Source organism: Streptomyces sp. NBC_01352, from assembly GCF_036237295.1.
Taxonomy (GTDB): Bacteria; Actinomycetota; Actinomycetes; order Streptomycetales; family Streptomycetaceae; genus Streptomyces; species Streptomyces plumbiresistens.
On record NZ_CP108354.1, the window covers coordinates 4,082,404 to 4,106,235 of the forward strand.

The following is a 23,832-nucleotide window of genomic DNA, read 5'->3' on the forward strand; positions in this document are numbered from 1 at the left end:
TCCGTGGTCCGGGCCGGGTCCACGGTACCCGGCGATCCCGCACGACCGGTACTGTCCCGAGCCCTTCGAGTGCGGGTACGTGTGGGGTTTTCCGGGTTGTTTGCCTTGTGGGGGCGTTGGTGGGGGTGTTTCCGGACCCCCGAGATGTGATGTTTCTGTGTGTCTCTCAGTCGCTGCCGCCGGAGGATCCGAGCACCAGTGTGATCGTTCGCTCCTTGCCGTCGCGCTCGACGGTGAGTTCGAGGCGGTCGCCGGGGCGGTGGGCGCGGGTTTTGACGATGAGTTCCTCGCCGGAGTGGATGCGCTGGCCGTCCACCTCGGTGATGACGTCGCCGGCCTCGATGCCGGCCCGGTCGCCGGCACCGCCGACGGTGACCGCGGGGCCGCCGTCGCTGCCCTTCGTTCCTACGCGGGCGCCGTCGCCGGCGTAGTCCATGTCGAGGGTGACGCCGATCACCGGGTGGGTCGCCCTGCCGGTGTTGATGAGCTCTTCGGCGACGCGCTTGCCCTGGTTGATCGGTATGGCGAAACCGAGGCCGATGGAACCGGACTGGCCGCCGTCCGGATCGGAGCCGCTGTCGGCGGACCTGATGGCGGAGTTGATGCCGATGACGCGGGCGCGGGAGTCGAGGAGCGGGCCGCCGGAGTTGCCGGGGTTTATGGGCGCGTCGGTCTGCAGCGCGTCCACGTACGACACGTCACTCGCGTCCCCGCTCTCGCCGCCGGCCGTGATGGGCCGCTCCTTGGCGCTGATGATGCCGGAGGTGACGGTGCCCGCCAGGTCGAAGGGGGCGCCGATGGCCACGACCGGGTCGCCGACCTGGACGTTGTCGGAGTTGCCGAGGGTCAGCGGCTTAAGACCGCTCACCCCGCTGACCTTGACGACGGCGAGGTCGTAGCCGCTGTCCCGGCCGACGACCGTGGCCTTGGCGGTGTCGCCGCTGTGGAAGGTCACGGATATCTCGCCTGTGTCGCCGTCGGAGGCGGCGGCGTCGACGACGTGGTTGTTGGTGAGGATGTGGCCGCGGTCGTCGAGGACGAATCCGGTACCCGTGCCGGATTCCTCCGCCCCGCTCACATGCAGGGTCACCACGCTGGGCAGCGCCCGCGCGGCAATCCCGGCCACGCTGTCCGGAGCCCGCCCGGCCGACTCCGCCCCGGCCTGCGGCAGCTCCACGGCCCCGATCCCGCCATCGCGCTCCAGATACGCCCCTACGACGCCGCCGACGCCCCCGGACACGAGCGCCACCAGCACGGCCCCACCGACGAGCACCTTCTTCACCCGTCCGCGCCGCCGGTCCTCGGTGGGGACGGCCGCGCCGTTCTGCTGGAGGGGGGCGGCGGGGAGCGGGGCCCAGGGGTCGTAGTTCTTCCAGGGCGTGGAGAGGGGCGGGGCGGGCGGGGCGTCGGCGTAAGAGGGGGCGGAGGCGACGGAGGGAGGTGCACCCTGGCCGGGGCCCTGCGGGGCGGCTGGAGGGCCGGCGTGGGGCGGGGCGGGCGCTGCGGCTGCGCCGGGTGGGAGGGCTTGAGCGGGGACCGCGGGCGGCTCCTGGGCCGTGCTGGGCGCGAAGGCTGCGGCAGGGGCGCCGGGCAGCCCGTGAGCCGGGGCGGGCGGAGCCGAGCCGCCGGGGGCCGCGGGCGTGGCGGTGAAAGGCGGAGGCGGGGCGGGCGGGCTGGGAGCCGGAGCCGTGGCCGGCGGGAGCGTGGCGGAAGCCGTGGGCGGCGCCGGTGTCGCCGTGCCGTGCGTGGGCGTGGGCGTCGCCGGGTGCTGGACGGGCGGGGCGGGCGCCCAGGGGCCCGGCTCGCCGTACGGCGGGGTGCTGTAGGGGTCGGGGTCGTGCAGGGGCCGGGGGCGCTCGGAGGCGGGCACAGCGGGCCGCTCGGAGGGAGGGTCGGCGGCAAGGTCAGCGGGCCGGGCCAGTTCGAAGTCGCCCCCCGTGGCGGGCGCGTCCTCCGGAGCTCTCAGTTCGAAGTCGCGCCCGGTGTCGGGGGCGTCCTCCGGGGCCCTGAGTTCGAAGTCACCGCCGGACTCGTCACCACGGGCCGAGTGGCGGCCCACGTCATCCGGCACCGCGTCCGCCAACGGAATGGGTGTCTCCCCGTCCCCCGTCGGCGTGGCCCCCTCCGCCGACGCCGGGAGGTCGTGCGGTCGAGGACGGCTCCACCACTTGGCCTTCGCGGGCTTCCCCTCGTTCATGCTCTCCCCACAGCTCGGGCTCCGCCTTGCGGCACAGGCAGTGCGTCGGCCCCCCTGGCCGACCCCCTTGGATTCAACCAGGTTCCCGAGCCGCCGCGCAGTGGCCGGTCAGCGGGGAGTGGAGGAGGAAGACGCCGAGGTCGAGTCGGGGACGGGCGCGGCGAGCAGGCCGGGGGTCGGGAGGAGGTCCGGGGTGGTGGACCACGTGGTGAGGGAGAGCGGCGGGGTCGCACTGAGCGGACGTATCAGAGGGGACATGGCGGCCGCGCCGGCCATCACGGGCGCGGTCAGCGAGTGGACGCCCTCGTGCACCTGGCCCGCGGCGGCCGTCGGCGCCCCGGGCAGCAGCGGTGCCGAGACCGCGGTCGGGGCGACCGGGGTGTCATGGAGCGAGCCCTGGCTCTGGCCCTGGGCGAACAGCGGGCCGAGCCCACGGCGTCGCTGGCTCTCGGGTGCCGTCACGGCTCCGGTGCCCTGTGTGCGGGCCGGTGTCACATTGCTGCCGCCGGATCCACCGCGCGCGTCCGCGGCCATGTCGGTCGGTGTCACCGTGGTGACCCCGCCCAGCGCGATCGCGGCCAGGGACACGGCCCCGGCGGCGACGAACGCGAACCGCAGCCCGCGCGAGGACGACCGCTCGGCCTCGTGACGGCTGACGTCATGGATGCGGAAGCCGCGGTTCGCCGAGGACGACGGAAGCATCGAGGCGTGCGAACGGGTCGGCAGGTAGGCGAACTCGAAGCGCTCGCCGCGCCTCGGGCCGAAGACCCCGGCGGCGCCGGGCCGTCCGGTCAGTCCGCCGGCGAACGGCGAGCCGCCGAACGGCGAGTCGTCGCCGTCGTCCGGGTCGTCTCCGGCGGGCAGCCCTTGGAGGCGGGCCAGGAAGCTCTCCGAGGGCGGCGGCGGGGCCGCCTCCGCGAAGACGTTCTTCAGTCGGCGCTGTGCGTCCGCCTCTGCCTTGCACTTGGCGCAGGTGGCCAGGTGCGCGAGGACGCGGTCGCGCGACTCATGACCGAGCTCTCCGTCCACAAGGGCGGCGAGTCGATCTCCCAGATGCTGTTCGGACGGGGTAGGCCGTGATCCACTCACGCGGTCGCGCCCCCTCCCCCCAGCGCGGGAACACGGGCCATGAAGGAGCGGCGCTGGGCCCGGGCCTCCGGCGAGCGGTGGGCGAGAGCCTTGCGCAGCTGGGAACGGCCACGGTGGATCCGGGACCGGACGGTGCCGAGCTTGACGCCCAGGGTCGCGGCGATCTCCTCGTACGACAGTCCTTCGATGTCGCACAGGACGACCGCGGCACGGAACTCGGGGGCGAGGGTGTCGAGGGCCTGCTGGACGTCGGCGTCGAAGTGCGCGTCGTTGAAGACCTGCTGGGGCGACGGCTCGCGGCTGGGCAGCCGCTCGGCCGCGTCCTCGCCGAGGGCGTCGAAGCGGATGCGCTGCTTGCGGCGGACCATGTCCAGGAAGAGGTTGGTCGTGATGCGGTGCAGCCAGCCCTCGAAGGTGCCGGGCGTGTAGGTCGACAGCGAGCGGAAGACGCGGACGAAAACCTCTTGGGTGAGGTCTTCGGCGTCGTGCTGGTTGCCCGTCAGACGGTAGGCGAGCCGGTAGACCCGGCCGCTGTGAGTGCTGACGATCTCCTCCCAGGTGGGCGGAGTCCACGCCTGCCCGTCCGCGTCGGTGGAGAAGGTCGCGGTCTGGGCGTATTCAGCGGCGTGGCTGTGGTCAGCAGCGGTGTCGTTCACGGATTTCGGCCTGCCCGCCGATCCGAGGAAGCGCCGCAGCACTCCTCCCCGATCCACAGGTGCGGCCGCACCTCCCCTGTCGGCTCTGGTGGTGTCCAGTGGAGCCCCTACCATAGCCACCTCGCCCGTTAGCTCCGGATAAGCGGTTTTACGAGAAATTGATCTGTGCTGATACGGCTCGTGCGGCTGCGTCAGCAGTTGCTCGAGCGCCTGCTCGTCGTCGTGATCCAACTGTGTCCCCCCGCTCTGTCTCCCACCCCTCTAAACGCCCGGTCCCATCTGCGGGTTCCCGGCGCCAACGGATACAGTCACGCCCAGGCAACCACGGGGACAGGAGAGGGTCATTACCGGCAACCGGCAGACGAGCTGGGCGTTCGCCGACACCTATGTCGCCGAGGACGAAGCCCTTCGCTGGGCCCGTGACCGGGCCCGCGAGGCGGGGCTGCGCTCGGTGTCGCCCGGCACGGGCGCGGCGCTCGGGTTGCTCGCCGCCACCGTGGAGGCCAAGGCGATCGCCGAGATCGGCACCGGAACCGGCGTGTCGGGGATCCATCTGCTGCACGGCATGCGCGCGGACGGCGTGCTGACGACCGTCGACCCCGAGCCGGAACACCAGCAGTTCGCCCGCCAGGCCTTCCGTGCCTCCGGCTTCGCCAGCAACCGGGCCCGCTTCATCCCGGGCCGCGCCCTGGATGTCCTGCCCCGGCTCGCGGACGCCGGCTACGACCTCGTCTTCTGCGACGGCGACCGGCAGGAGGTCATGGACTACCTCGCTGAATCGTTGCGCCTGCTGCGGCCCGGCGGCCTGGTCGTCTTCGAGGGCGTCTTCGCCAACGGCCGGACCGTCGACTCGGGCCCGCAGCCCACGGAGGTCCTGCGGCTGCGCGAGCTGCTGCGCGCGGTGCGCGAGAGCCAGGAACTCGTGCCGTCACTGCTCCCAGTGGGTGACGGGCTGCTCTGCGCGGTCAAGCGCTGACCGTTCGAGAACGGGCATTGATCGGACACCGAACACGACACCCGGCTCAGCACACAGCGACCCCGGGCACCGCATGCGGTGCCCGGGGTCGCTGAAAGGGTATGGTCGCGTCCGCGTCAGCCGACGACCTTCTTGAGGGCGTCACCGAGCGCGTCGGCCTCATCGGGGGTCAGCTCGACGACGAGCCGCCCGCCGCCTTCGAGCGGAACGCGCATGACAATGCCCCGCCCCTCCTTGGTCACCTCGAGCGGGCCATCGCCCGTCCGCGGCTTCATGGCCGCCATGCTCGTTCCCCTTCCTGAAACCAGCTCATCGTCTAAGCCGACGGCCCTGGAGGGCACGCGTCTCCCGGGGGTGGGACACGACACCGGCATCGAACACATTGCTTCCAGGCCATTATCCCGCATCTCAGCACCCGATGACCAACATCAGTCGGCATCGCTTGGGCAACGCGCGCGAGCAAAACCACTCAATTCGGCGATGTGACTGCGATACTGCGCCGCCCCACGGACATCCGGCGAGCGAATGCGGTGCCGAATTCTTTGACGCAGGTCACACGTCCGGTCCGGTCTCCGCACGGTGATCTCCGCCATGCTGTCCTTCGGACACAGGGACGTACCGACGGGTACGTCCGAGCCGCGAACCCGAGGGGATACGCCATGGCCGACACCGTGCTGTACGAGGTGAGCGACGGACTCGCGACGATCGTGCTGAACCGCCCGGAGGCGATGAACGCGCTGAACATCGCCACCAAGGTCGCTCTCCGGGACGCGGTGCAGGCCGCGGCCGCCGACGAGGCCGTACGGGCGGTGCTGCTGACCGCAGCGGGCGAGCGGGCGTTCTGCGTGGGGCAGGACCTCAAGGAGCACATCGGGCTGCTGGCCGCCGACCGGGAGGCGGGGACCGGGCAGACCATGAGCACCGTGCGCGAGCACTACAACCCCGTCGCGCGGGCGCTGACGGAGATGCGCAAGCCCGTGGTGGCCGGGGTGAACGGGGTGGCGGCCGGGGCCGGGTTCGGGTTCGCGCTGGCCGCGGACTACCGGATCGTGGCGGACACGGCGGCCTTCAACACGTCGTTCGCGGGCGTGGCGCTGACCGCCGACTCGGGCATCTCCTGGACGCTGCCCCGGGTGATCGGACCGGGCCGGGCCGCCGACCTGCTGCTCTTCCCGCGCAGCATCACTGCGCAGGAGGCGTACGACCTCGGGATCGCCAACCGGGTCGTGCCGTCGGCGGACCTGCGCGGCGAGGCGGAGAAGGTGGCGCGGGCGCTGGCTGAGGGGCCGACGGTGGCGTACGGGGCGATCAAGGAGGCGATGGCCTACGGGCTGTCGCACTCCCTGGCCGAGACCCTGGAGAAGGAGGACGAGCTGCAGACGCGGGCCGGCCGGTCCGAGGACCACGCGATCGCGGTGCAGGCGTTCGTGAACAAGGAGAAGCCGAAGTACCTGGGGCGGTGAGCAGGCAGGCGCAGGGCCTGTGTGGCGAGGCGGGGCTCAGCCCCGCCTCGCCACACAGGCCTCCAGGTGGTCGTCCACCAGGCCGCACGCCTGCATCAGCGCGTACGCGGTCGTCGGCCCGACGAAACGCAGCCCCCGCTTCTTGAGGGCCTTCGACAGCGCCGTCGACTCGGGGATGACCGCGGGGACGTCGGAGAGGGTCTTCGGGACCGGGCGGGCGGCCGGGTCCGGGGCGTGGGACCAGATCAGGTCGTCCAGGTCGCCCGGGGCCCAGTCGGCCAGCACGCGCGCGTTGGCGAGGGTCGCGTCGACCTTGGCGCGGTTGCGGATGATGCCCGGATCGGCGAGGAGACGCTCGCGGTCGTCGTCGGTGAAGGTGGCGACCTTCGCGATCTCGAAGCCGGCGAAGGCGGTGCGGAAGGTGGGGCGGCGGCGCAGGATCGTGATCCAGGACAGGCCGGACTGGAAGGCCTCCAGACTGAGCCGTTCGAAGAGCGCGTCGTCGCCGTGGACCGGGCGGCCCCACTCCTCGTCGTGGTACGTCACGTACTCCTCGGCCGACAGGGCCCACGGGCAGCGCAGCGCGCCGTCCGGACCGGGGAGGGCGGAGCCGTCGCTCACGGACGCTCCTCCTGTGCGGGCTTCTCCATGGAGACGTGGGTCGCGGTGGCCTGCGCGCCGGCCAGCGCGGACTCCAGGTCGGCGATCCGGGCGTCCCGCTCGGCGAGCTCCGCGCCGAGCCGGCCGAGCGCGTCGTCGACGTCGGCCATGCGGTAGCCGCGGGCGGCCAGCGGGAAGCGCAGGGTCTCGATGTCGGCGCGGTTCACCGGGCGGTCCAGCGGCAGCGGGTCATGCAGGCGCTCGGGCGCGGCCTCCGGCAGCGGGCCGCCGCTCTCCCCGCCGCCCACGACGGCGAGCGTCACCGCGGCGACCACCACGGCCAGTGCGATGACCAGGAACAAGAACATAACCATCGCTGAGGTCCCCATGGTCGGTGCCGACGGGCTGGGCGCCGGCGTCGAATGTGTCAGGGTCCGATCGTGCCATGCGAGTCTGACAGTTAGGGTCGCAGGCGGCCACAGACGCCGAGGACCACGACGTACGAGGAGAGGTCACAGGGGATGCTCAGGCTGGGCAGGCGTGAATTCGACGCGCACGAGCCGGTGATCATGGCGATCGTGAACCGGACCCCGGACTCCTTCTACGACCAGGGGGCCACGTTCCGCGACGAGCCCGCTCTCGCGCGCGTGGAGCATGCGGTGGCGGAGGGCGCGGCCATCGTCGACATCGGCGGGGTCAAGGCCGGGCCGGGCGAAGAGGTCACGGCTCAGGAAGAGGCACGGCGCACGGTCGGCTTCGTCGCGGAGGTCCGGCGGCGCTTTCCCGATGTCGTCATCAGCGTGGACACCTGGCGGGCCGAGGTCGGCGAGGCCGTGTGCGAGGCGGGCGCGGATCTGCTGAACGACGCGTGGGGCGGGGTGGATCCGGGGCTCGCGGAGGTCGCCGCGCGGTACCGGGTGGGCTTGGTGTGTACGCACACGGGGGGTGCCGAGCCTCGTACGCGGCCGCACCGGGTGACGTACGACGACGTCATGGCCGACATCCTGCGGGTGACCGTGGACTTGGCCGAGCGGGCGGTGTCCTTGGGGGTACCTCGGGAGTCCGTGATGATCGATCCCGGGCACGACTTCGGGAAGAACACGCGGCACAGTCTGGAGGCGACGCGGCGGCTGGGCGAGATGGTGGCCACGGGGTGGCCGGTGCTGGTGTCGCTGTCCAACAAGGACTTCGTGGGCGAGACCTTGGACAAGCCGCTGAAGGAGCGCGTGGTGGGGACGTTGGCCACGACGGCCGTGTCGGCGTGGCTCGGTGCTCAGGTGTACCGGGTGCACGAGGTCGCCGAGACCCGGCAGGTGCTGGACATGGTGGCGTCGATCGCGGGGCACCGGGCGCCGGCGGTGGCGCGGAGGGGGCTGGCGTAGGGTTTTCGTCGCCCCCGCCGCCCCTTCCCGTCCCGTCCCTGGGGGCTGGGCCCCCAGACCCCCGCTTTCGGCCCGAAGGGCCTCGTCCTCAAACGCCGGACGGGCTGATTCAGCGGCCCGCCTCCTTCGACACCAACGCCACCGCCTCGTCCACGTCGTCCGTGAGGTGGAACAGAAGTAGGTCTTTCTCCGAGGCCTTGCCCTGGGCGATCAGCGTGTTCTTGAGCCAGTCCACCAGCCCGCCCCAGTACTCCGTACCGAAGAGGACGATCGGGAAGCGGGTGACCTTCTGGGTCTGGACGAGGGTGAGCGCCTCGAACAGCTCGTCCAGCGTGCCGAGGCCGCCCGGCAGGACCACGAAGCCCTGGGCGTACTTCACGAACATCATCTTGCGGACGAAGAAGTAGCGGAAGTTGAGCCCGATGTCGACGTAGGGGTTGAGGCCCTGCTCGAAGGGGAGCTCGATGCCCAGGCCGACGGAGATGCCCTTGGCCTCGCAGGCGCCCTTGTTGGCGGCTTCCATCGCGCCCGGGCCGCCGCCCGTGATCACCGCGAAGCCGGCTTCCACCAGGCCCCGGCCGAGCCGCACGCCCGCCTCGTACTCCGGCGAGTCCACGGGCGTACGCGCGGAACCGAACACGCTGATGGCGGGCGGGAGTTCGGCGAGCGTGCCGAAGCCCTCGATGAACTCCGACTGGATGCGCAGGACGCGCCACGGGTCGGTGTGCACCCAGTCCGAGGGGCCGCCCGCGTCCAGCAGACGCTGGTCGGTCGTGCTCGCCTGGACCTGCCCCCGCCTCCGGAGGACGGGTCCCAGGCGCTGCTCCTCCGGTGGCCGCTTCTTGCCCTCGGGGTTGCCAGTAGCCATGTGCGCTCCCTCCTTGCCGTCTTTCCACCTCAGCGTAGATCTACGCGGGTTACGGACGGGGGACGTGAGCATGTCCGCCATGAAGCGCCGTCAAGCACGCTCCCGGCTTCTTTCGCCCCCTCATGCCGTCAGCCACGACCTCAGCCGCTCCTCCGCCTCGGGGATGAGGGACGCCTTCACCCGCTCGTCCACCTTGTGGGCGAGAAGCGGCTCGCCGGGGCTGTAGTTCACGGCGGGTACCCCGAGCGCGCTGAAGCGGGCCACGTCCGTCCAGCCGAACTTGGGACGGGCCTCGCCGCCGACGGCCGCCATGAAGGCCTGCGCGGCGGGGTGGGTGAGGCCGGGGCGGGCGCCGCCGGTGTGGTCGTCGACGACGAACTCGTCGACACCGCAGTCCGCGAAGTACTCGCGCACGAACGCCTCCGCCTCCGCCTCGCTGCGGTCGGGCGCGTAGCGGAAGTTGACGACGAGGGTGCAGGCGTCGGGGATGACGTTGGTGGCGACACCGCCCTCGACGCGTACGGCGTTGAGGCCCTCGTGGAACTGGAGGCCGTCCACGACCGGCTTGCGCGGCTCGTACGCGGCGAGCTTGGCGAGCGCCGGGGCGGCCGCGTGGATCGCGTTGGAGCCCATCCACGCGCGCGCGGAGTGCGCCCGTGTCCCCTTGAACTTCAGGAACATCCTCAGCGTGCCCTGGCAGCCGCCCTCGACCTGGTTGTTGGTCGGCTCCAGCAGGACGGCGAAGTCGCCCTCCAGCCAGTCGGGGTGGGCCGCGGCCACATGCTTGAGGCCGTTGAGGTGGGCGGCGACCTCTTCGTTGTCGTAGAAGACGAAGGTGAGGTCGCGGTTCGGGGCGGGGACGGTCGCCGCGATGCGCAGCTGCACGGCCACTCCGGACTTCATGTCACAGGTACCGCAGCCCCACAGGTAGCCCTCGTCGTCGAGCCGGGAGGGGACGTTGTCCGCGATCGGGACGGTGTCGATGTGGCCGGCGAGGATGACGCGTTCCGGGCGGCCCAGGTTCGTCCGGGCGACGACGTTGTTGCCGAACCGGTCGACCCGCAGGTGGGGCAGCGCCCGCAGCGCGATCTCGATCGCGTCCGCGAGGGGCTTCTCGTTGCCGCTCTCGGAGGGGAGATCGACGAGCTGCGCGGTGAGCTTCGCTGCGTCCAGCGTCAGGTCAAGCGGAGTGTCAGCCATGCTGTCGACCCTAACGCGCCGGGTCGCCGCCCGACTTTCCCCACCTGGCACAGCGCGCACAGTACTCTCCAGTATCTTGTGGCGGGTGTCAGAGCTGTCCCCTCCTTCCAAGCGTCGCGGCCGCCTCCTCCGTTTCGGGGCGGCCCTCGTGGTCATGTGCGCCGTCGCCGGTTACCTCGTGGTGCAGTACGTCACCGGAGGCGCGGGCCCGGGGTGCAAGGTCGTCTCGGGCAGGACCGACGGGGCCACCTACGAGTTCTCACCCGAGCAGGCGGTGAACGCCGCGACGATCGCGGCCGTCGGCACCGGGCGCGGGATGCCCGAGCGGGCCGTGACGATCGCGCTCGCCACCGCGCTCCAGGAGTCGGCGCTGCGCAACATCGACTACGGCGACCGCGACTCGCTCGGCCTGTTCCAGCAGCGGCCCTCGCAGGGCTGGGGCACGCCCAAGGAGATCCTGGACCCGACGTACGCGGCGAACAGCTTCTACAAGCACCTGGCCAAGGTGCCCGACTACACGAAGCTGCCGCTGACCGTCGCCGCGCAGAAGGTGCAGCGCAGCGGCTTTCCGACGGCGTACGCCAAGCACGAGCCGGACGCCGCGCTGCTCGCCGCCGCCCTCACCGGGCAGTCGGCGGCCACGCTGACCTGCGCGGGCCGCCCCGCCGCCACGCAGGCCGCGGGTGCCGACGCGGTGCGGACGGCGCTCGTACGGGACTTCGGACAGGACGTGCTGAAGTCGGCGTCGGCCGAGGTGGGCGCCGAGGCGACGCCCACGCCGACGCCCTCCGCGAGCGGGAGCGGAAGCGGGCGGACCGTCACGCTGCCCGTGACCGCCGAGACGGGCTCCGGCTCCGACCGCAGCCTTCGGCAGCGCGGCTGGCAGCTGGCGCACTGGGCCGTGGCCAACGCCTCCGCGCTGCACATCGAACGGGTCTCGTACGCCGGGCGGCAGTGGACGGCCGGGAACACGGACAGCCAGTGGCGTGCGGCCGGCGCGGAAGGCGCCGCAGGCGCGGAGCAGGACGCCGGGGCGGTCCGGATCGTCACTGCGCAGTAGTACGGGTACTCACTCGGAAGGGTTACATCCGGCGGGTTCGGGCGCGGTTGTGCGCAGGTTTTCGGTGCGTCACCCCCATATCCGTCGAAACCCTTGAGAACAAAGGGCTGTAAGGATTCGGCAGACTTTCGGACCGGGCACTTTTTGTCCGTTTTTATCCGCAGCCGATAATGCGACGCATTGCCAACTCTTTACGTTGCCCCGCCGCAACCTTCCCGGGCTTCGAGCGGTAGTCACTGCGTCCGAGGCCCGGAGATCAACAGCCGGACCGACAGCCAGTCGGTCAACTGCCGGGCACGGTCGGACACTTCATCGTTCTCTTCCGTCAAAGGAGCAACATGTCCCTCCCCCTGACCCGACGGATCGCCCGTGCCGCGCTGCTCGTCGCTGCGGGAGCGGCTGCCGGGGTCGGTGCGGCCGGTTCCGCCAGTGCGGCCCCCGAGCTGCCGGCCGCCCCGAACCTCGGTGGGCTGACCGCCCTGGACGGGGCGAGCGTCGGCAACACGGTCGACGGCGCGGCTCAGAACCTGGCCGGCACCGCCGGCCAGACCGGCGGCAAGGCCGTCCAGAAGGCCGTGCCGACCGCGGGCAAGACCAGTGGCAAGGCCGTGAAGAAGGCGGCCCCGGCCGCGCAGAAGACCGCGGGCGAGGCCGCGGGCTCCGCCGGGGACATCCTCGGTGACACCGCGTCGACGGCGACGAAGGGTGGGCTGCCGACGGACTCCCTCACCAAGGGTGGACTGCCGGCGGCGGACTCTCTGCCGGTGCAGAGCCTGCCGGTCGGCTGACCTCAGCCGCAGCTCGACTGTACGGCGACGGGGCCCAGGGAGTTTCCTGGGCCCCGTCGCCTTTGTGCGTAGTAGCCGTAGCGGCTACGTGAGCCGCTCCACCGCCGCCTGCACCCGCTCGTCCGTCGCCGTGAGCGCGACGCGTACGAAGGTCTCGCCCGCCTCGCCGTAGAAGTCGCCCGGGGCGACGAGGATGCCCAGGTCGGCCAGGTGGGCCACCGTGGTCCAGCAGGGCTCGTCGCGGGTGGCCCAGAGGTAGAGGCTGGCCTCGCTGTGCTCGATGCTGAAGCCGTGGCTCAGCAGTGCCTCGCGCAGGGCCGTGCGGCGGGCGGCATAGCGCTCGCGCTGTTCGCGGACGTGGGTGTCGTCGCCGAGGGCGGCCACCACCGCCGCCTGCGTGGGCGCGGACGTCATCATGCCGCCGTGCTTGCGGATCTCCAGGAGCGGGGCCAGGACGGCAGGGTCACCCGCCAGGAACGCGGCGCGGTAGCCCGCCAGGTTGGAGCGCTTGGACAGCGAGTGGACGGCGACGATGCCGTCGTAGGAGCCGCCGTTCACCTCGGGGTGCAGGACGGAGACCGGGTCGGCCTCCCAGCCCAGCTCCAGGTAGCACTCGTCGGAGAAGAGCAGGACGCCGTGCTCGCGGGCCCAGGCGACGATCCGGGTCAGCTCGGCCTTGGACAGGACCTGGCCCGTGGGGTTGGACGGCGAGTTCAGCCAGAGCAGCTTCAGGCCGGCCGGGTCCAGCTCGGTCGGGTCGTCGTAGACCTCGTACCCGGCGCGGGCCAGGCGGGCGCCGACCTCGTACGTCGGGTAGGCCAGTCGCGGGTAGGCGACCCGGTCGCCGGGGCCGAGTCCCAGCTGGGTCGGGAGCCAGGCCACGAGTTCCTTGGAGCCGACGATCGGCAGGACGTGCCGGTGGGTGACCTCACGGGCGCCCAGGCGGCGCTCCAGCCAGCCGGTGATCGCGTCGCGCAGCTCGGGCGTGCCCCAGACGGTCGGATAGCCCGGGGAGTCCGCCGCGGCGACCAGAGCTTTCTGGATCAGCTCGGGGACCGGGTCGACCGGGGTGCCGACGGACAGGTCGACGATGCCGTCCGGGTGCGCGGCGGCCGTCGCCTTGTACGGCGCCAGCTTGTCCCAGGGAAAGGCGGGAAGACGGTCGGAGACTGCGGACACGGTGCTCGGCTCACTTTCTTCGGTACGGCAAACGCCTCGGCCCCGTACGGCGATCAAGGCGATCAGGCCGTGCGGGACCGAGGCGGCGCGAGTGACGCGGGCCGCTCTCAGCCGTTCTGCGGCGGCAGCGCAGCGATGAAGGGGTGGTCGCGCTCGATCAGACCCAGCTTGCTGGCGCCACCGGGAGAACCCAGCTCGTCGAAGAACTCGACGTTCGCCTTGTAGTAGTCCTTCCACTCCTCAGGAGTGTCGTCTTCGTAGAAGATCGCCTCGACCGGGCAGACCGGCTCACAGGCACCACAGTCGACGCATTCGTCCGGGTGGATGTACAAGGACCTGGAGCCCTCGTAGATGCAGTCGACCGGGCACTCCTCGATGCACGCCTTGTCCTTGACGTCGACACAAGGCTGCGCGATGACGTAGGTCACGCTGTCGTTCCTCCTCGATAGGGCGCTGGCGAGCCGTCTTCAGGCTCCGCCACCTGGCGCGCGGGAGCGCGGCGTCGTCGATGCCCACCCCTAGTATCTCCGTTCTTGGGCATGATCCGAACAGGAGGGGTGGACCGACCTGTGGAAATCTCCGCGACCGGACGTCTCGTGGTCCGTATCACCGCTGCTGACGTGGGTAAACGGGTGTCGGTACGGCGCTTGGCGGAACCTGGGGTGACGGACACGAAGTTCACCGACACGGTGGGTGTTCTCACATCATGGGACGACGGTGTGCTGCTGATCACTCGACGGGACGGCGAGAGTGTCCGTATTCCGGAATCCTCGCTGGTCGCGGGCAAGATCGTACCTCCCGCCCCGGCCCGCCGACGGGGTCCCGCGGCCTCGTACGAGGAGCTGGCGCGCGTCTCCTCCCGGGCCTGGCGGCCCGTGGAGAGCGAGCGGCTCGGCGAGTGGGAGCTGCGGGCCGCCGCCGGCTTCACGCGGCGCGCGAACTCGGTGCTGCCGCTCGGCGACCCGGGCCTGCCGCTCGACGAGGCCCTGACCGTCGTACGACGCTGGTACGGCGACCGTGATCTGCCCGCCTACGTCCAGACCGCGACCGGCGCCGAGGGCACGCAGGAGCTGCTGTGCGCGGAGCTGGAGCGGCGGGACTGGACGCGGGAGGTGACCGCCGAGCTGTGGACCGGGGCACTGGCGCCGATCGCCGACCTGGCCGAGGCCTCCGAGGTGGTGCTGTCCCGGGAGGCGGACGAGGCCTGGCTCGCCCGGTATCAGCGCAAGGGGGTGAGTGAGGTGGCTCTGAGGGTGCTGGGATGGGGGTCCCCCCGCTCGAGCGAAGCCGAGAGTGGGGGAGGGCCTTCGGTGTGGTTCGCGACGGTGCCCGGTTCGTCGGCGGGTGCGGCTCCCGCCGCCATCGGGCGGTGTGTCGTCGACGGTCGGTGGGCCGGGTTCGCCGCCGTCGAGGTGGATCCCGCGCTACGGCGACGGGGGCTGGCCTCCGCCGTGATGGCCGCGCTCGCGCGTCGTGCCCTCGACGAGGGTGCCTCGGCGTCGTGGCTCCAGGTCGAGACGGACAACGCGGGCGCCCGGGCGCTGTACGCCGGGATGGGCTTCTCCGCGCATCATGCGTACCACCACTACCGCGCACCCGTAAGTGCCGGGAACCAACGGTAGCGATCGCCGTGAAAGGGCACGAGCCAGCTATGCGTCCCCCCTATCCCCCGCCCCCCGAACGCTCCGCCGAACTGCGCCGCCGGTTCGCCGAGGAGGCCCGCTCCGAGCGGCCCGACCTGTCCACGCTGTGCCTGCTGGTGGGCGCGGAGGCGGACGGCACGCTGGACGAGGCGGGCCTGGACGCCGCGCAGATCGAGCTGGACCGGCTGGCCGGACAGCTGCCGTTCCGGCCCGGCGGGCCACGGTCCTGGGCGGTGGCGCTGCGCGAGCTGCTCGGGGACCGGTGTGGTTTCCGGGGCGCCCCCGTCGACTACCAGCGGCTGGAGTCCTCGCTGCTGCACGAGGTGCTGCGGCGGCGGCGCGGGCTGCCGATCCTGCTGTCCGTGGTGTGGATGGAGGTGGCGCGGCGGGCCGGGGCGCACGTGTACGGGGTGGCGCTGCCCGGGCATTTCGTCGTCGGCTTCGGTCCACCGGACGAGCAGGTGCTCGCCGATCCGTTCGACGGGGGGCGGGTGCTGACCGGGGGCGATGCTCAGGTGCTGGTGGCGGGGGCGACGGGGGCGTCGCTGCATCCGTCGATGCTCGGTCCTGCGGAGCCTTTGGAGGTGGTGCTGCGGATCCTGAACAACGTGCGGGCGTGGGCCGCGGCTCGGCCGGAGCGGTCGGATGTGTCGTTGTGGGCGGTGGAGTTGTCGCTGCTGTTGCCTTCGCATCCTGCGCGGTTGCGCTACGAGCGGGCCGAGTTGCTCGTGCAGCGGGGGGATTTCGTGGCGGGCGCTGTGGAGTTGGAGGCGTATGCGGAGGTGGTGGGGGCCGTGGATGAGGCTGCTGCGGCTCGGGTTCGGCAGCAGGCTCATGCGGCGCGATCAATGTTGAACTGACCGTTGTCGCGCGGGTGCGGGTGCGTCGTGGCTGGTCGCGCCCACGCGGCGGAGCCGCACATCGATACAGCCCAGCGCCCCTGGGGTGCTGCCCCTGACCTGCGTTTTATAGCCAGCCCTTTTCCCTCGCGATCCTTACCGCCTCCGCCCTGTTCCGCACCGCCAGTTTCTGGATCGCCGTCGAGAGGTAGTTGCGGACCGTGCCCTGGGACAGGTGCAGGGCTGCCGCCAGCTCCGCGTTCGTGGAGCCGTCCTCCGCCGCGCGGAGTATCTCCCGCTCCCTGTCCGTCAAAGGGTTCGCGCCCTCCGCCAGGGCCGCTGCCGCCAGTGTGGGGTCGATGACGCGCTCGCCCGCGAGGACCTTGCGTACCGCTGCGGCGAGTTGCGAGGCGGGGGCGTCCTTGACCAGGAAGGCGTCGGCGCCGGACTCCATGGCGCTGCGGAGGTAGCCGGGGCGGCCGAAGGTGGTGAGGACGACCAGCTTCACGGCCGGGAGTTCCTTGTGCAGCAGGGCCGCCGCCTCGATGCCCGTCGCGCCCGGCATCTCGATGTCGAGGAGGGCCACGTCGATGTCGTGCTCGCGGGCGGCCGGCAGGACCTCGTCGCCGCGGGCGACCTGGACGACCACCTCGATGTCGTCCTCCAGGCCGAGGAGGGCGGCCAGGGCCTCCCGGACCATCGACTGGTCCTCGGCGAGCAGGACCTTGATCGTGCGGCTGGTCATGGGGCGGATCCTACGTCCGCGGTGGAGTCGCCGGGGGCGCGGGCGAGCAGCCGGAATCCCTGCCGGGTGCCGCCCGCCTCCAGGGAGCCGCCCGCCTTGGCCAGGCGTTCGGTGAGGCCGGTGAGGCCGTTGCCGGGGACGGTGCCCGAGCCGCCGGTGCCGTCGTCCTCGACGGAGAGTTCGAGGACGGGGCCGTCGAGGGTCTGGCGGCGGACGAGGTCCACCGTGCAGCGGCGGGCGCCGCTGTGCCGTACGACATTGGTCACCGCCTCGCGCAGCGCCCAGGCCAGGGCCGACTCGCTCTCCTCGGGGAGGCCGGCGAGGTCGGGGTCGTCGGGGAGGTGCGCGGTGACGCCGGCCGCCGTCAGCGCGACCCGGGCGCCCGCGAGTTCGGCGGGCAGGCGCGGGCGGCGGTAGCCGGTGACCGCCTCTCGGACGTCGACCAGGGCCTGCCGGCTGACCTGTTCGATGTCGGCGACCTGCCGGGCCGCCTTGTCGGGGTGGGCGGGCAGCATACGGCCCGCCAGCTCGCTCTTGAGCGTGATCAGGGACAGGGAGTGGCCCAGCAGGTCGTGAAGGTCACGGGCGAGGCGCAGGCGCTCCTCGTTGGCGGCGAGCTGGGCGACGGTGGCACGGACCTCGCGCAACTCCACGGTCGTACGGATGAGTTCGCGTACGCCGGACATGGAGAACCCGCCGAGGAGGGCCGGGAGGAGCAGCCCGGCCAGGAACGCCGTGCCGCCCGGGACGGCCAGGGCGATCAGGGTGAGCAGGGCGGCCACGGCCGGGATGACCAGGCGGGCGAGCCGCGTCGGGAGCGCCGCGCCGGACGCCACCGACACGTACACGAACAGGACGAGCCACTCGCGGCCGAGGCTGAGGGCGAGAATCGTGGACTGGGCGGTGAGGACGGCCAGCGAACCGAGCACCACGGCGGTGGCCCTGCCGCGTCCGGCGCGGAAGATCAGGGCGAAGTACCAGGCGACGAAGGCCACGACACCGAGCCAGCCGAGGACCTGGACGCCGGTGCTGTGGCCGCCGTGCAGCAGGTCGCCCACGGGCGCGCTCAGATACGCGAGCCAGATGCTGGTCCAGAGGAGCTTGATCACCCTCTGCCTGCGGTTCTGCGGCCGCTGCCCGATGTTGATCCCGATGCCGCTCACACCTTCAGCGTGTCCTTCCGGTACAGCCAGGCCGCGCCGCCCGTGAACAGGAGGAAGAAGACGGCGAGAAGGGCGACGTCCTGGGCGTGTGGGGCCCGGCTCTGTTCGATCGCCTGCCCCAGGGCAGCGTACGCGTGCGTGGGCAGCCACTCGGCGATGTCCTGCAGCCAGGACGGGAACGTCGTCGTCGGCATCCACAGTCCGCCCAGCATCGACAGGCCGAAGTAGGTGATCATCGTGATCGGCCGGACCGCGTCCCCGCTCGCCAGGTACCCGATGGCGACGCCGAGCGCGGCGAAGACGAGGCTGCCGGCCCAGATCGCGCCGGTGAGGGCGAGCCACTGCCAGGCGTCCAGCCGTACGTCCTTCACGGCCGCCGCCACGGCGAAGACGACGACGATCGACGGCAGGCTCACCACGGCGGCGCTCGCGGTCTTCGCCAGGACGTAGCCGCGGCCCGGCAGCGTGGTCAGCCGCAGCTGCCGTACCCAGCCGCTCTCGCGCTCCTTGGCGATGCGTTCGCTGTTGCCCATCAGGACGGCGGTCAGGGCGCCGAAGGAGGCCATCGAGACCATCATGTAGGTCGGGAGGGTCAGGTCCGTGCCGGTGACCTCGGTCGTGCTGTCGGCGTTGCCCGCGATGATCAGGAACAGGACCGACGGGTAGATCACGGAGAAGAACAGGAACTTGCGGTTGCGCAGGGCGCGGGTGAGTTCCAGCTTGATCAGGCTGTTCATGACCGCTTGGCCTCCTCGGCGGTGGTGATGGCGACGAAGGCCTGCTCCAGGCCGAGCCCGGCGACTTCGAGGTTGCGGGGGAAGAGACCGAGGCCGTAGAGGGCGTGGACGGTCGCGTCGGCGTCGGAGGACTGGATGCGGACGGTCTGCCCGGACACGTCGAGGGAGGTCAGGAAGGGGAGCGCCCGCAGGGACGGCTCGTCGGTCCCGCCCTCCAGGTCGAAGGAGATCCGGCGGGCGCCCGCCTTCGCCTTGATCTCGGCGGCCGTGCCGTCGGCCAGCAGCCAGCCCCGGTGCAGGACGAGGACCCGGTCGGCGATGGCGTCGGCCTCTTCGAGGTAGTGGGTGGCGAACAGGACGGTCCGCCCCTGCTCGGCCTGTTCGCGCATGGTTGCCCAGAAGGCCTGGCGGGTGGTGACGTCCATGCCGGTGGTCGGCTCGTCCAGGACGATCAGGTCGCTGTCGCCGGCGGTGGCGAGGGCGAAGCGGACGCGTTGGGACTGGCCGCCGGAGAGCTTGTCGACCTTGCGGCCGGCGAGCTGGGAGATGCCGGCGCGGGACAGTACGTCGGAAGGCCGGTACGGCCTCGGATGCAGGGCGCAGGCCAGCCGCACCAGCTCCGCGACCGTCACCTCGTCCATCAGCCCGCCGCTCTGCAGCATCGCGCCCACGCGCCCGGCGACGATCGCCTCGCGCGGGGTGGTGCCGAGAACCCGGACGCTGCCGCTGTCCGGGTTCCTGAGGCCGAGCAGCAGGTCGAGGGTGGTCGACTTGCCCGCGCCGTTCGGGCCCAGCAGGGCCACGGTCTCCCCCGGATGCAGGGCCAGGGTCAGGCCGTCCACGGCCCGGACGCTCCCGTAGCCCTTGCTCACCTGGTCGAACGCGACCACCGGGGTGGTGGTCGCCGTTGTTGTCGTCATGGGTCCAGGGTGGCCGTGGGGGCCGGGCGCCCGGCAGTGTCGGTGATCCTGAGTGCCGGATGACAGATGTCATACGGCGGTGCGGTGGTGTACGACGAGAGGGCACCCGGCGGGTGCCGGGTGCCCTCTCGTGCGGTCGTGCTCCGCTGGTTCGAGCAGGTCAGTTCGGGGTGGTGTCGATGACCACGGTGCGCTCCGCCGTCGTCTTGCCGCGCAGAGCCTTGCCCAGCGCGGAGGCGACGTCCTGCGGCAGGACGTCACGCTTGCCGCTCGCGCCCTCGATCTGCACGCCGTCGAAGGTGGTGCCGTACGCCTCCTTGAGCGCCTCGAGGTCGTACGTCTCCACGAGCTTTCCGTTGACGGCCTTGAAGCCGAGGATCTTCGGCAGGGACAAAGAGCCGAAATCGATGCTGTGCGCCGCGTCGGTCTGAACGGTGACGAGCTCGGACATCGCCGGCTCGGCGAACTCCTTCATCATCCGGTCGACCTCGGCGTTCGAGATCGTCGGCTGCTTGGTGACCGTCGGGAGCGTCACCGCGGGGGCCGTACCGGTCTCCACCTGGGTGCGGTACGCCTCCTCGACCGCCTCGGTCGACCTGGCGACGTCGACGCCCTTGCCCGCCTTGCCGTACACGGCGACGGCCTTGCCGGACTTGAACTCGATGGTGCCGTCGGTCGCCGAGCCGGTGCCGCCCGCGGTGTCCTGGAGTTCGGCCTGCAGCTTCTCCTCGTCGACCGGCATGACCGGGTCGACGACCCGGTGGTTGCCGAACAGCGAGCCGATCACGGAGACCGGGTTGTAGTCGCTGTGCGCCGCCCCGCTGACGGTGGCCGCCATGTCGAACTGGAGCCCGGCCTGTTCCGGCTTGAGCGTGACGCTCTTGCCGTCGACCGTGAGCTTCAGGTCCTTGTTCACCCGGCCGTCGAAGGCCTTGTTGAGCTTCTCGACGGCGTCGTCCCGGGTGCCGCCGCCGATGTCGACGCCGAGCACGGTGGTGCCCTTGGGTACGTCGGAGCTGTTCATCAGCAGTCCGGCGCCGTAGGCACCCGCGGCGATGACGATCACGCCGGTGCCGAGGAGGGCGAGCTTGTTGCGGCCCTTCTTCTTGGGCTTCTTGGACGCGGCGGGCGCGGTCTGCCGACCGGGTTCGGGCTTCGGGGCCGCGTGGGGCGCCGGAGCGTCCGTGTGGGCGCCCGGCGGGAAGGTCCCGTTGCGGTCCGCCGGCACGACGGGGATGCCGCTGGTGACGGTGTGCCCGGAGACGTTGTCGGAGGCACCGCCGTAGCCGTGGCCGCCGGGTTCGGGGGCGGGCTTCTGCGGGGTGAGGATCGCGGTGTCGTCACTCATACCGCCGCCGGGGCCGAGGCCGCCGAGGGCGGGGTTGCCGAGGGCAGGGGTGCCGCCGGGGCCCGTGGGACCACCGAGGGCGGGAGACCCGCCGGGACCGGTCGGACCACCCAGGGCAGGAGATCCACCAGGACCGGTGGGGCCGCCGAGCGCGGGAGAACCACCGGGGCCGGTCGGACCGCCGAAGGCCTGCGGCGCACCGGGGCCGCCGGGGCCCGCGGGTCCACCACGGCCGTCGGGACCACCCGGACCGGCAGGTCCGGTACGCCCGGAGACAGAACCGGGACCGCCGGGACCGCCCGGGCCGCGGCCCTCGGAGAGACCACCGGGACCACCGGGGCCACCGGGGCCTGCGGGACCGCCGATGCCGTCAGGCACGTTGAAGTCGTAGGAGCCGCCGAGGGTGTCGCTCACCCCGCCGACGGGCGGAACGATCGGACCGTCGCCGGTGACCGGACCGCCGGTCGGGCCCGCGGGGCCCTGCCCGCCGCCCGGGCCTCCGGGGCCGCCGGGGCCGTTCGGGCCGTTGAAACCGCTCGGGCCGCCGGGGCCGCTCGGGCCGCCGTAGGGGCTCTGGGCGTTCGGACCGCCGTAGCTGCCCAGGTCGGTGTCGTAACCGCTCAGCGCGCTCTGACCGCCGGTGCCGTTCTGGGCACTGCCGTTCTGACCACCGTCGTTCAGACCGGCACCGTGAGGACCGGCACCGTTCTGACCGTTGCCGTTCTGTCCGTTGCCGTTCTGACCGTTGCCGTTCTCCGAGAAGTACGGCAGGTCGTCGCGGCCCGGGCCGGGGCGGGAGCCGCCCGTCTGCGGGCCGCCCGCGGACAGCGCCTCGGTCACGTCGAAGGAGCCGGTGCCGCCGCCGTGGCCGGGGGCGACGGGGCCGCCGGTGGCACCACCGGGGACCCCGGAGCCGTTCGTGCCACCCGGGCGGGAGCCGTTCGCTCCGCCGGACCGGGAGCCGCCCGGCACGCTCATGGAGCCGACCACCCCACCGGGCCGGGCACCACCCGGACGCGTACCGGCGCCCGCAGCACTCGCGGGACCGGAACCGCCCGGCGTACCGGCCCCGTTGGTGGAGCCGCCGCCCGGACTGCCCTTGGCGGGCCCGGACTTGCGGGGCGCGAACCAGTCGCTCGTCGGCTCGTTGGCACCCGGGGCGCCCTCGGCAGGAGACTCGTCGGCGCCCGTGGGCATGGCGGGGCCCGGCGCCGACGCCTCGGCGTCGTCCGTGCCGTTGCCGTCGGAGCCCTCGGCATCGGGGACGGTCTGGCGCACGACGACCGGCGGAATGGGCCGAGATCCGGGGATGTTGATCCGGATCCGGGTGGTCAGCGTGGTCTCGGTCTTGCGTTCCTCCGGCTGCGCGGCCGAACGGCCCGCGTCCGCACCGCCGTCGGAAGCCGTGGGCGTCCCGTACGGCGGCGTGCCCGAGGGGTATGCGGCTCCGCCGCGCCCGTTGGGCCCGGAGGACGGACTGTCAGTTTCACGACTCAAGGCAGGTTCTCCCGGTTGGCTCCGCCGCCCGCGTTACGACCTCTCTCGGGCGGCTCGGCGGCGCGCACCACCATACTGGCCACTTCTGGCGTGTATCCCACGACCGCCGGGGAAACCATCACCGGACTCCCACGCGCTCCGTACGGCGAAGTGGTACGTCACTTCCCAAGTCGGACGCCATCGCCGTCCGGTTGCCGCCCCTGGGCAAGCGTGGCGCAGATCACAGCAACGGCCATCCCGCCGAGCAGGAAAAGGTAGGACCCGCTGCCCGCGGCGAAGACGAAGTCGCCTTCCGGCCGGCTGGCGGTGAGCACGATGACCGCGACGATCCAGCCGCCGGCGGGCGCGACGGCCCCGGCCCGGCTGCCGATGGCTCTCGCTCCGCCGAGGCAGAGCCCGGCCTCGCCGGCGAGACCGAGCAGCAGCCCGCCCGGGAACCAGCCGGACTGCACCAGCGATCCGGCCACGCCGACCAGTGCGCCGAGCACGAGGAGCCCGAGGTAGGCCGCGGCCCGGCCGAAGGAGGGCCGCCGCAAGGGCTGGGCCAGCGCGGAGGTCGTCCGGTCGCTCATGACGTCTCCTCGATACCGGACATCTCCTCGACACCGGCGAACAGGTCGGTCTCCCGCGAGCCGGATGCCGCCCGCTCCCCGCGCACCAACTCGTAGTACTCGGTGGTGAAGAGGGGCTGGGCGAGCTCGTTGGAGAGCAGGAAGTACGGGTCGGCGACCGTGATCTGCGTGGCGTGCGCGCGCATCGCGGCGGCCTTGGCGGCGGCGTGGGCGGTGCCGTCGATCTCGGCGGTGACGCGCTCGTCGGCCACCACGCCCGGTACGTCCTCGATGACGGCCGCCTTGGTGAAGGGGAGGCCAGGCAGCTCCCTCTCGAGCCGCGCGAAGGCGTCTTCGGCGACGGAGCGCGGCACCCGGTTCCAGTAGACCTTGGCGATCCCGATGCCGGCTTCGGCGGCCAGCTCGGCCGCGCGCATGGCGACGCGGTGGGCCTGGATGTGGTCGGGGTGGCCGTAGCCGCCGTTCTCGTCGTAGGTGACGAGGACCTGCGGCCGTACCTCGCGGATCACCTCGAGCAGCCGCGCGGCCGCCTCGTCGACGTCGGCCTGCCAGAAGCAGCCCGGGTCGTCGTTGTCGGCGAGGCCCATCATCCCGGAGTCCTGGTAGCGCCCCGGGCCGCCGAGCTGCCGGAAGTCCTCGACGCCGAGCTCACGCATCGCGGCCGCGAGCTCGCGCAGCCGGTGCTCGCCGAGGGCGGCGCCGGTCAGATGCCCGAGCCCGGGCGGGATGACCTCGCCGCGTTCACCGAGGGTGCAGGTGACCAGTGTCACCCGGGCACCCTCGGCCGCGTACCTGGCCATGGTCGCGCCGTTGTTGATCGACTCGTCGTCCGGGTGCGCGTGCACCAGCAGCAGACGCCGGGCGGGCAGTTCCGTCATGGAGCCACTCTAAAGGGCTGGTCAGACTAATG

General features: G+C 72.1%; 24 protein-coding genes. 7 read left to right on the top strand and 17 right to left on the bottom strand.

Annotated features, from left to right (window positions below):
• Positions 1-166: 166 nt before the first annotated feature.
• The 3 genes from OG252_RS18890 to sigE form a co-directional block, all read right to left on the bottom strand.
• Positions 167-2,197, bottom strand: a complete 2,031-nt coding sequence (locus OG252_RS18890; protein ID WP_329337396.1) for a S1C family serine protease — start codon at positions 2,195-2,197, stop codon at positions 167-169.
• A 108-nt stretch (positions 2,198-2,305) separates the two neighbouring features.
• Positions 2,306-3,286 carry an anti-sigma factor family protein gene (locus tag OG252_RS18895; protein WP_329337398.1) on the bottom strand — a complete coding sequence of 327 codons (981 nt, stop codon included), beginning with the start codon at positions 3,284-3,286 and terminating at the stop codon, positions 2,306-2,308.
• A complete protein-coding gene (sigE, locus tag OG252_RS18900) occupies positions 3,283-4,056 on the bottom strand; it encodes an RNA polymerase sigma factor SigE (protein ID WP_266434131.1) in 774 nt (257 codons plus the stop codon). Before sigE ends, OG252_RS18895 begins: the two co-directional genes overlap by 4 nt.
• A 163-nt stretch (positions 4,057-4,219) precedes the next feature.
• On the opposite strand from sigE, the gene OG252_RS18905 reads away from it, so the two are divergent.
• A complete protein-coding gene (locus OG252_RS18905; protein WP_329345160.1) occupies positions 4,220-4,918 on the top strand; it encodes an O-methyltransferase in 699 nt (232 codons plus the stop codon).
• Between the two features lie 116 nt (positions 4,919-5,034).
• Here OG252_RS18905 and OG252_RS18910 read toward each other — a convergent pair whose 3' ends face one another.
• Entirely contained in the window at positions 5,035-5,202 is a 168-nt protein-coding gene (locus tag OG252_RS18910; RefSeq protein WP_003966491.1) for a DUF3117 domain-containing protein, read from the bottom strand.
• Positions 5,203-5,577: 375 nt separating this feature from the next.
• Between OG252_RS18910 and OG252_RS18915 the strand changes: the two genes are divergently transcribed.
• Entirely contained in the window at positions 5,578-6,381 is an 804-nt protein-coding gene (locus tag OG252_RS18915; protein WP_266434133.1) for an enoyl-CoA hydratase/isomerase family protein, read from the top strand.
• Between the two features lie 36 nt (positions 6,382-6,417).
• Here OG252_RS18915 and OG252_RS18920 read toward each other — a convergent pair whose 3' ends face one another.
• Together OG252_RS18920 and OG252_RS18925 are read right to left on the bottom strand one after the other, a co-directional pair.
• On the bottom strand, positions 6,418-7,002 hold the full coding sequence (locus OG252_RS18920; RefSeq protein WP_323185971.1) for a DNA-3-methyladenine glycosylase I: 585 nt from the start codon (positions 7,000-7,002) through the stop codon (positions 6,418-6,420).
• Positions 6,999-7,349 carry a DivIVA domain-containing protein gene (locus tag OG252_RS18925; RefSeq protein WP_266448106.1) on the bottom strand — a complete coding sequence of 117 codons (351 nt, stop codon included), beginning with the start codon at positions 7,347-7,349 and terminating at the stop codon, positions 6,999-7,001. Before OG252_RS18925 ends, OG252_RS18920 begins: the two co-directional genes overlap by 4 nt.
• A gap of 153 nt (positions 7,350-7,502) precedes the next feature.
• Here OG252_RS18925 and folP point away from each other — a divergent pair, with 153 nt between their 5' ends.
• A complete protein-coding gene (gene folP, locus OG252_RS18930) occupies positions 7,503-8,363 on the top strand; it encodes a dihydropteroate synthase (protein WP_266434135.1) in 861 nt (286 codons plus the stop codon).
• Positions 8,364-8,472: 109 nt separating this feature from the next.
• Here the strand turns inward: folP and OG252_RS18935 are convergent, their stop codons facing one another.
• Positions 8,473-9,231: a TIGR00730 family Rossman fold protein gene (locus tag OG252_RS18935; RefSeq protein ID WP_266434137.1), complete on the bottom strand. Its 759-nt coding sequence runs from the start codon at positions 9,229-9,231 to the stop codon at positions 8,473-8,475.
• 120 nt (positions 9,232-9,351) lie between these two features.
• Entirely contained in the window at positions 9,352-10,431 is a 1,080-nt protein-coding gene (gene dapE / locus OG252_RS18940; RefSeq protein WP_266434139.1) for a succinyl-diaminopimelate desuccinylase, read from the bottom strand.
• An 85-nt stretch (positions 10,432-10,516) separates the two neighbouring features.
• On the opposite strand from dapE, the gene OG252_RS18945 reads away from it, so the two are divergent.
• Together OG252_RS18945 and OG252_RS18950 are read left to right on the top strand one after the other, a co-directional pair.
• A complete protein-coding gene (locus OG252_RS18945; protein WP_266434141.1) occupies positions 10,517-11,491 on the top strand; it encodes a heavy metal transporter in 975 nt (324 codons plus the stop codon).
• A 338-nt stretch (positions 11,492-11,829) separates the two neighbouring features.
• Complete coding sequence (locus OG252_RS18950) at positions 11,830-12,279, top strand: ATP-binding protein (protein WP_329337401.1); 450 nt, start codon at positions 11,830-11,832, stop codon at positions 12,277-12,279.
• Positions 12,280-12,363: 84 nt separating this feature from the next.
• Here the strand turns inward: OG252_RS18950 and OG252_RS18955 are convergent, their stop codons facing one another.
• Both OG252_RS18955 and fdxA read right to left on the bottom strand, forming a co-directional pair.
• A complete protein-coding gene (locus tag OG252_RS18955; protein ID WP_329337403.1) occupies positions 12,364-13,458 on the bottom strand; it encodes a bifunctional succinyldiaminopimelate transaminase/glutamate-prephenate aminotransferase in 1,095 nt (364 codons plus the stop codon).
• 107 nt (positions 13,459-13,565) lie between these two features.
• Positions 13,566-13,886, bottom strand: a complete 321-nt coding sequence (fdxA, locus tag OG252_RS18960) for a ferredoxin (protein ID WP_003985062.1) — start codon at positions 13,884-13,886, stop codon at positions 13,566-13,568.
• A 141-nt stretch (positions 13,887-14,027) separates the two neighbouring features.
• On the opposite strand from fdxA, the gene OG252_RS18965 reads away from it, so the two are divergent.
• Positions 14,028-15,080 (top strand): GNAT family N-acetyltransferase, encoded by a 1,053-nt coding sequence (locus OG252_RS18965; RefSeq protein ID WP_329337405.1) that lies wholly within the window; start codon positions 14,028-14,030, stop codon positions 15,078-15,080.
• 29 nt (positions 15,081-15,109) lie between these two features.
• On the top strand, positions 15,110-15,961 hold the full coding sequence (locus tag OG252_RS18970; RefSeq protein WP_266434149.1) for a transglutaminase-like domain-containing protein: 852 nt from the start codon (positions 15,110-15,112) through the stop codon (positions 15,959-15,961).
• A gap of 106 nt (positions 15,962-16,067) precedes the next feature.
• On the opposite strand, the gene OG252_RS18975 is transcribed toward OG252_RS18970, so the two are convergent.
• From OG252_RS18975 to mshB, 7 genes are all read right to left on the bottom strand, one after another.
• Entirely contained in the window at positions 16,068-16,685 is a 618-nt protein-coding gene (locus OG252_RS18975; protein WP_266434151.1) for a response regulator transcription factor, read from the bottom strand.
• On the bottom strand, positions 16,682-17,848 hold the full coding sequence (locus tag OG252_RS18980) for a sensor histidine kinase (protein ID WP_329337410.1): 1,167 nt from the start codon (positions 17,846-17,848) through the stop codon (positions 16,682-16,684). Before OG252_RS18980 ends, OG252_RS18975 begins: the two co-directional genes overlap by 4 nt.
• Entirely contained in the window at positions 17,845-18,585 is a 741-nt protein-coding gene (locus OG252_RS18985) for an ABC transporter permease (RefSeq protein ID WP_329337412.1), read from the bottom strand. The genes OG252_RS18980 and OG252_RS18985 overlap by 4 nt, the downstream gene beginning before the upstream one ends.
• A complete protein-coding gene (locus OG252_RS18990; RefSeq protein WP_329337414.1) occupies positions 18,582-19,505 on the bottom strand; it encodes an ABC transporter ATP-binding protein in 924 nt (307 codons plus the stop codon). The genes OG252_RS18985 and OG252_RS18990 overlap by 4 nt, the downstream gene beginning before the upstream one ends.
• A gap of 160 nt (positions 19,506-19,665) precedes the next feature.
• Positions 19,666-22,350, bottom strand: coding sequence for a hypothetical protein (locus OG252_RS18995; protein ID WP_329337416.1), 2,685 nt, complete (start codon positions 22,348-22,350; stop codon positions 19,666-19,668).
• 158 nt (positions 22,351-22,508) lie between these two features.
• On the bottom strand, positions 22,509-22,922 hold the full coding sequence (locus OG252_RS19000; RefSeq protein ID WP_266434161.1) for a DUF6113 family protein: 414 nt from the start codon (positions 22,920-22,922) through the stop codon (positions 22,509-22,511).
• Positions 22,919-23,800 (bottom strand): N-acetyl-1-D-myo-inositol-2-amino-2-deoxy-alpha-D-glucopyranoside deacetylase, encoded by an 882-nt coding sequence (gene mshB, locus OG252_RS19005; RefSeq protein WP_329337419.1) that lies wholly within the window; start codon positions 23,798-23,800, stop codon positions 22,919-22,921. Before mshB ends, OG252_RS19000 begins: the two co-directional genes overlap by 4 nt.
• Positions 23,801-23,832: the final 32 nt, after the last annotated feature.

What these genes read in the sequence shown, in the direction of transcription:
- OG252_RS18890 (WP_329337396.1), bottom strand. Translation starts at nt 2,197, where the DNA reads ATGAACGAGGGGAAGCCCGCGAAGGCCAAGTGGTGGAGCCGTCCTCGA.
- OG252_RS19000 (WP_266434161.1), bottom strand. Translation starts at nt 22,922, where the DNA reads ATGAGCGACCGGACGACCTCCGCGCTGGCCCAGCCCTTGCGGCGGCCC.
- OG252_RS18970 (WP_266434149.1), top strand. Translation starts at nt 15,110, where the DNA reads ATGCGTCCCCCCTATCCCCCGCCCCCCGAACGCTCCGCCGAACTGCGC.
- OG252_RS18990 (WP_329337414.1), bottom strand. Translation starts at nt 19,505, where the DNA reads ATGACGACAACAACGGCGACCACCACCCCGGTGGTCGCGTTCGACCAG.
- OG252_RS18935 (WP_266434137.1), bottom strand. Translation starts at nt 9,231, where the DNA reads ATGGCTACTGGCAACCCCGAGGGCAAGAAGCGGCCACCGGAGGAGCAG.
- OG252_RS18975 (WP_266434151.1), bottom strand. Translation starts at nt 16,685, where the DNA reads ATGACCAGCCGCACGATCAAGGTCCTGCTCGCCGAGGACCAGTCGATG.
- OG252_RS18925 (WP_266448106.1), bottom strand. Translation starts at nt 7,349, where the DNA reads ATGTTCTTGTTCCTGGTCATCGCACTGGCCGTGGTGGTCGCCGCGGTG.
- sigE (WP_266434131.1), bottom strand. Translation starts at nt 4,056, where the DNA reads ATGGTAGGGGCTCCACTGGACACCACCAGAGCCGACAGGGGAGGTGCG.
- OG252_RS18910 (WP_003966491.1), bottom strand. Translation starts at nt 5,202, where the DNA reads ATGGCGGCCATGAAGCCGCGGACGGGCGATGGCCCGCTCGAGGTGACC.
- OG252_RS18985 (WP_329337412.1), bottom strand. Translation starts at nt 18,585, where the DNA reads ATGAACAGCCTGATCAAGCTGGAACTCACCCGCGCCCTGCGCAACCGC.
- folP (WP_266434135.1), top strand. Translation starts at nt 7,503, where the DNA reads ATGCTCAGGCTGGGCAGGCGTGAATTCGACGCGCACGAGCCGGTGATC.
- mshB (WP_329337419.1), bottom strand. Translation starts at nt 23,800, where the DNA reads ATGACGGAACTGCCCGCCCGGCGTCTGCTGCTGGTGCACGCGCACCCG.
- dapE (WP_266434139.1), bottom strand. Translation starts at nt 10,431, where the DNA reads ATGGCTGACACTCCGCTTGACCTGACGCTGGACGCAGCGAAGCTCACC.
- OG252_RS18915 (WP_266434133.1), top strand. Translation starts at nt 5,578, where the DNA reads ATGGCCGACACCGTGCTGTACGAGGTGAGCGACGGACTCGCGACGATC.
- OG252_RS18950 (WP_329337401.1), top strand. Translation starts at nt 11,830, where the DNA reads ATGTCCCTCCCCCTGACCCGACGGATCGCCCGTGCCGCGCTGCTCGTC.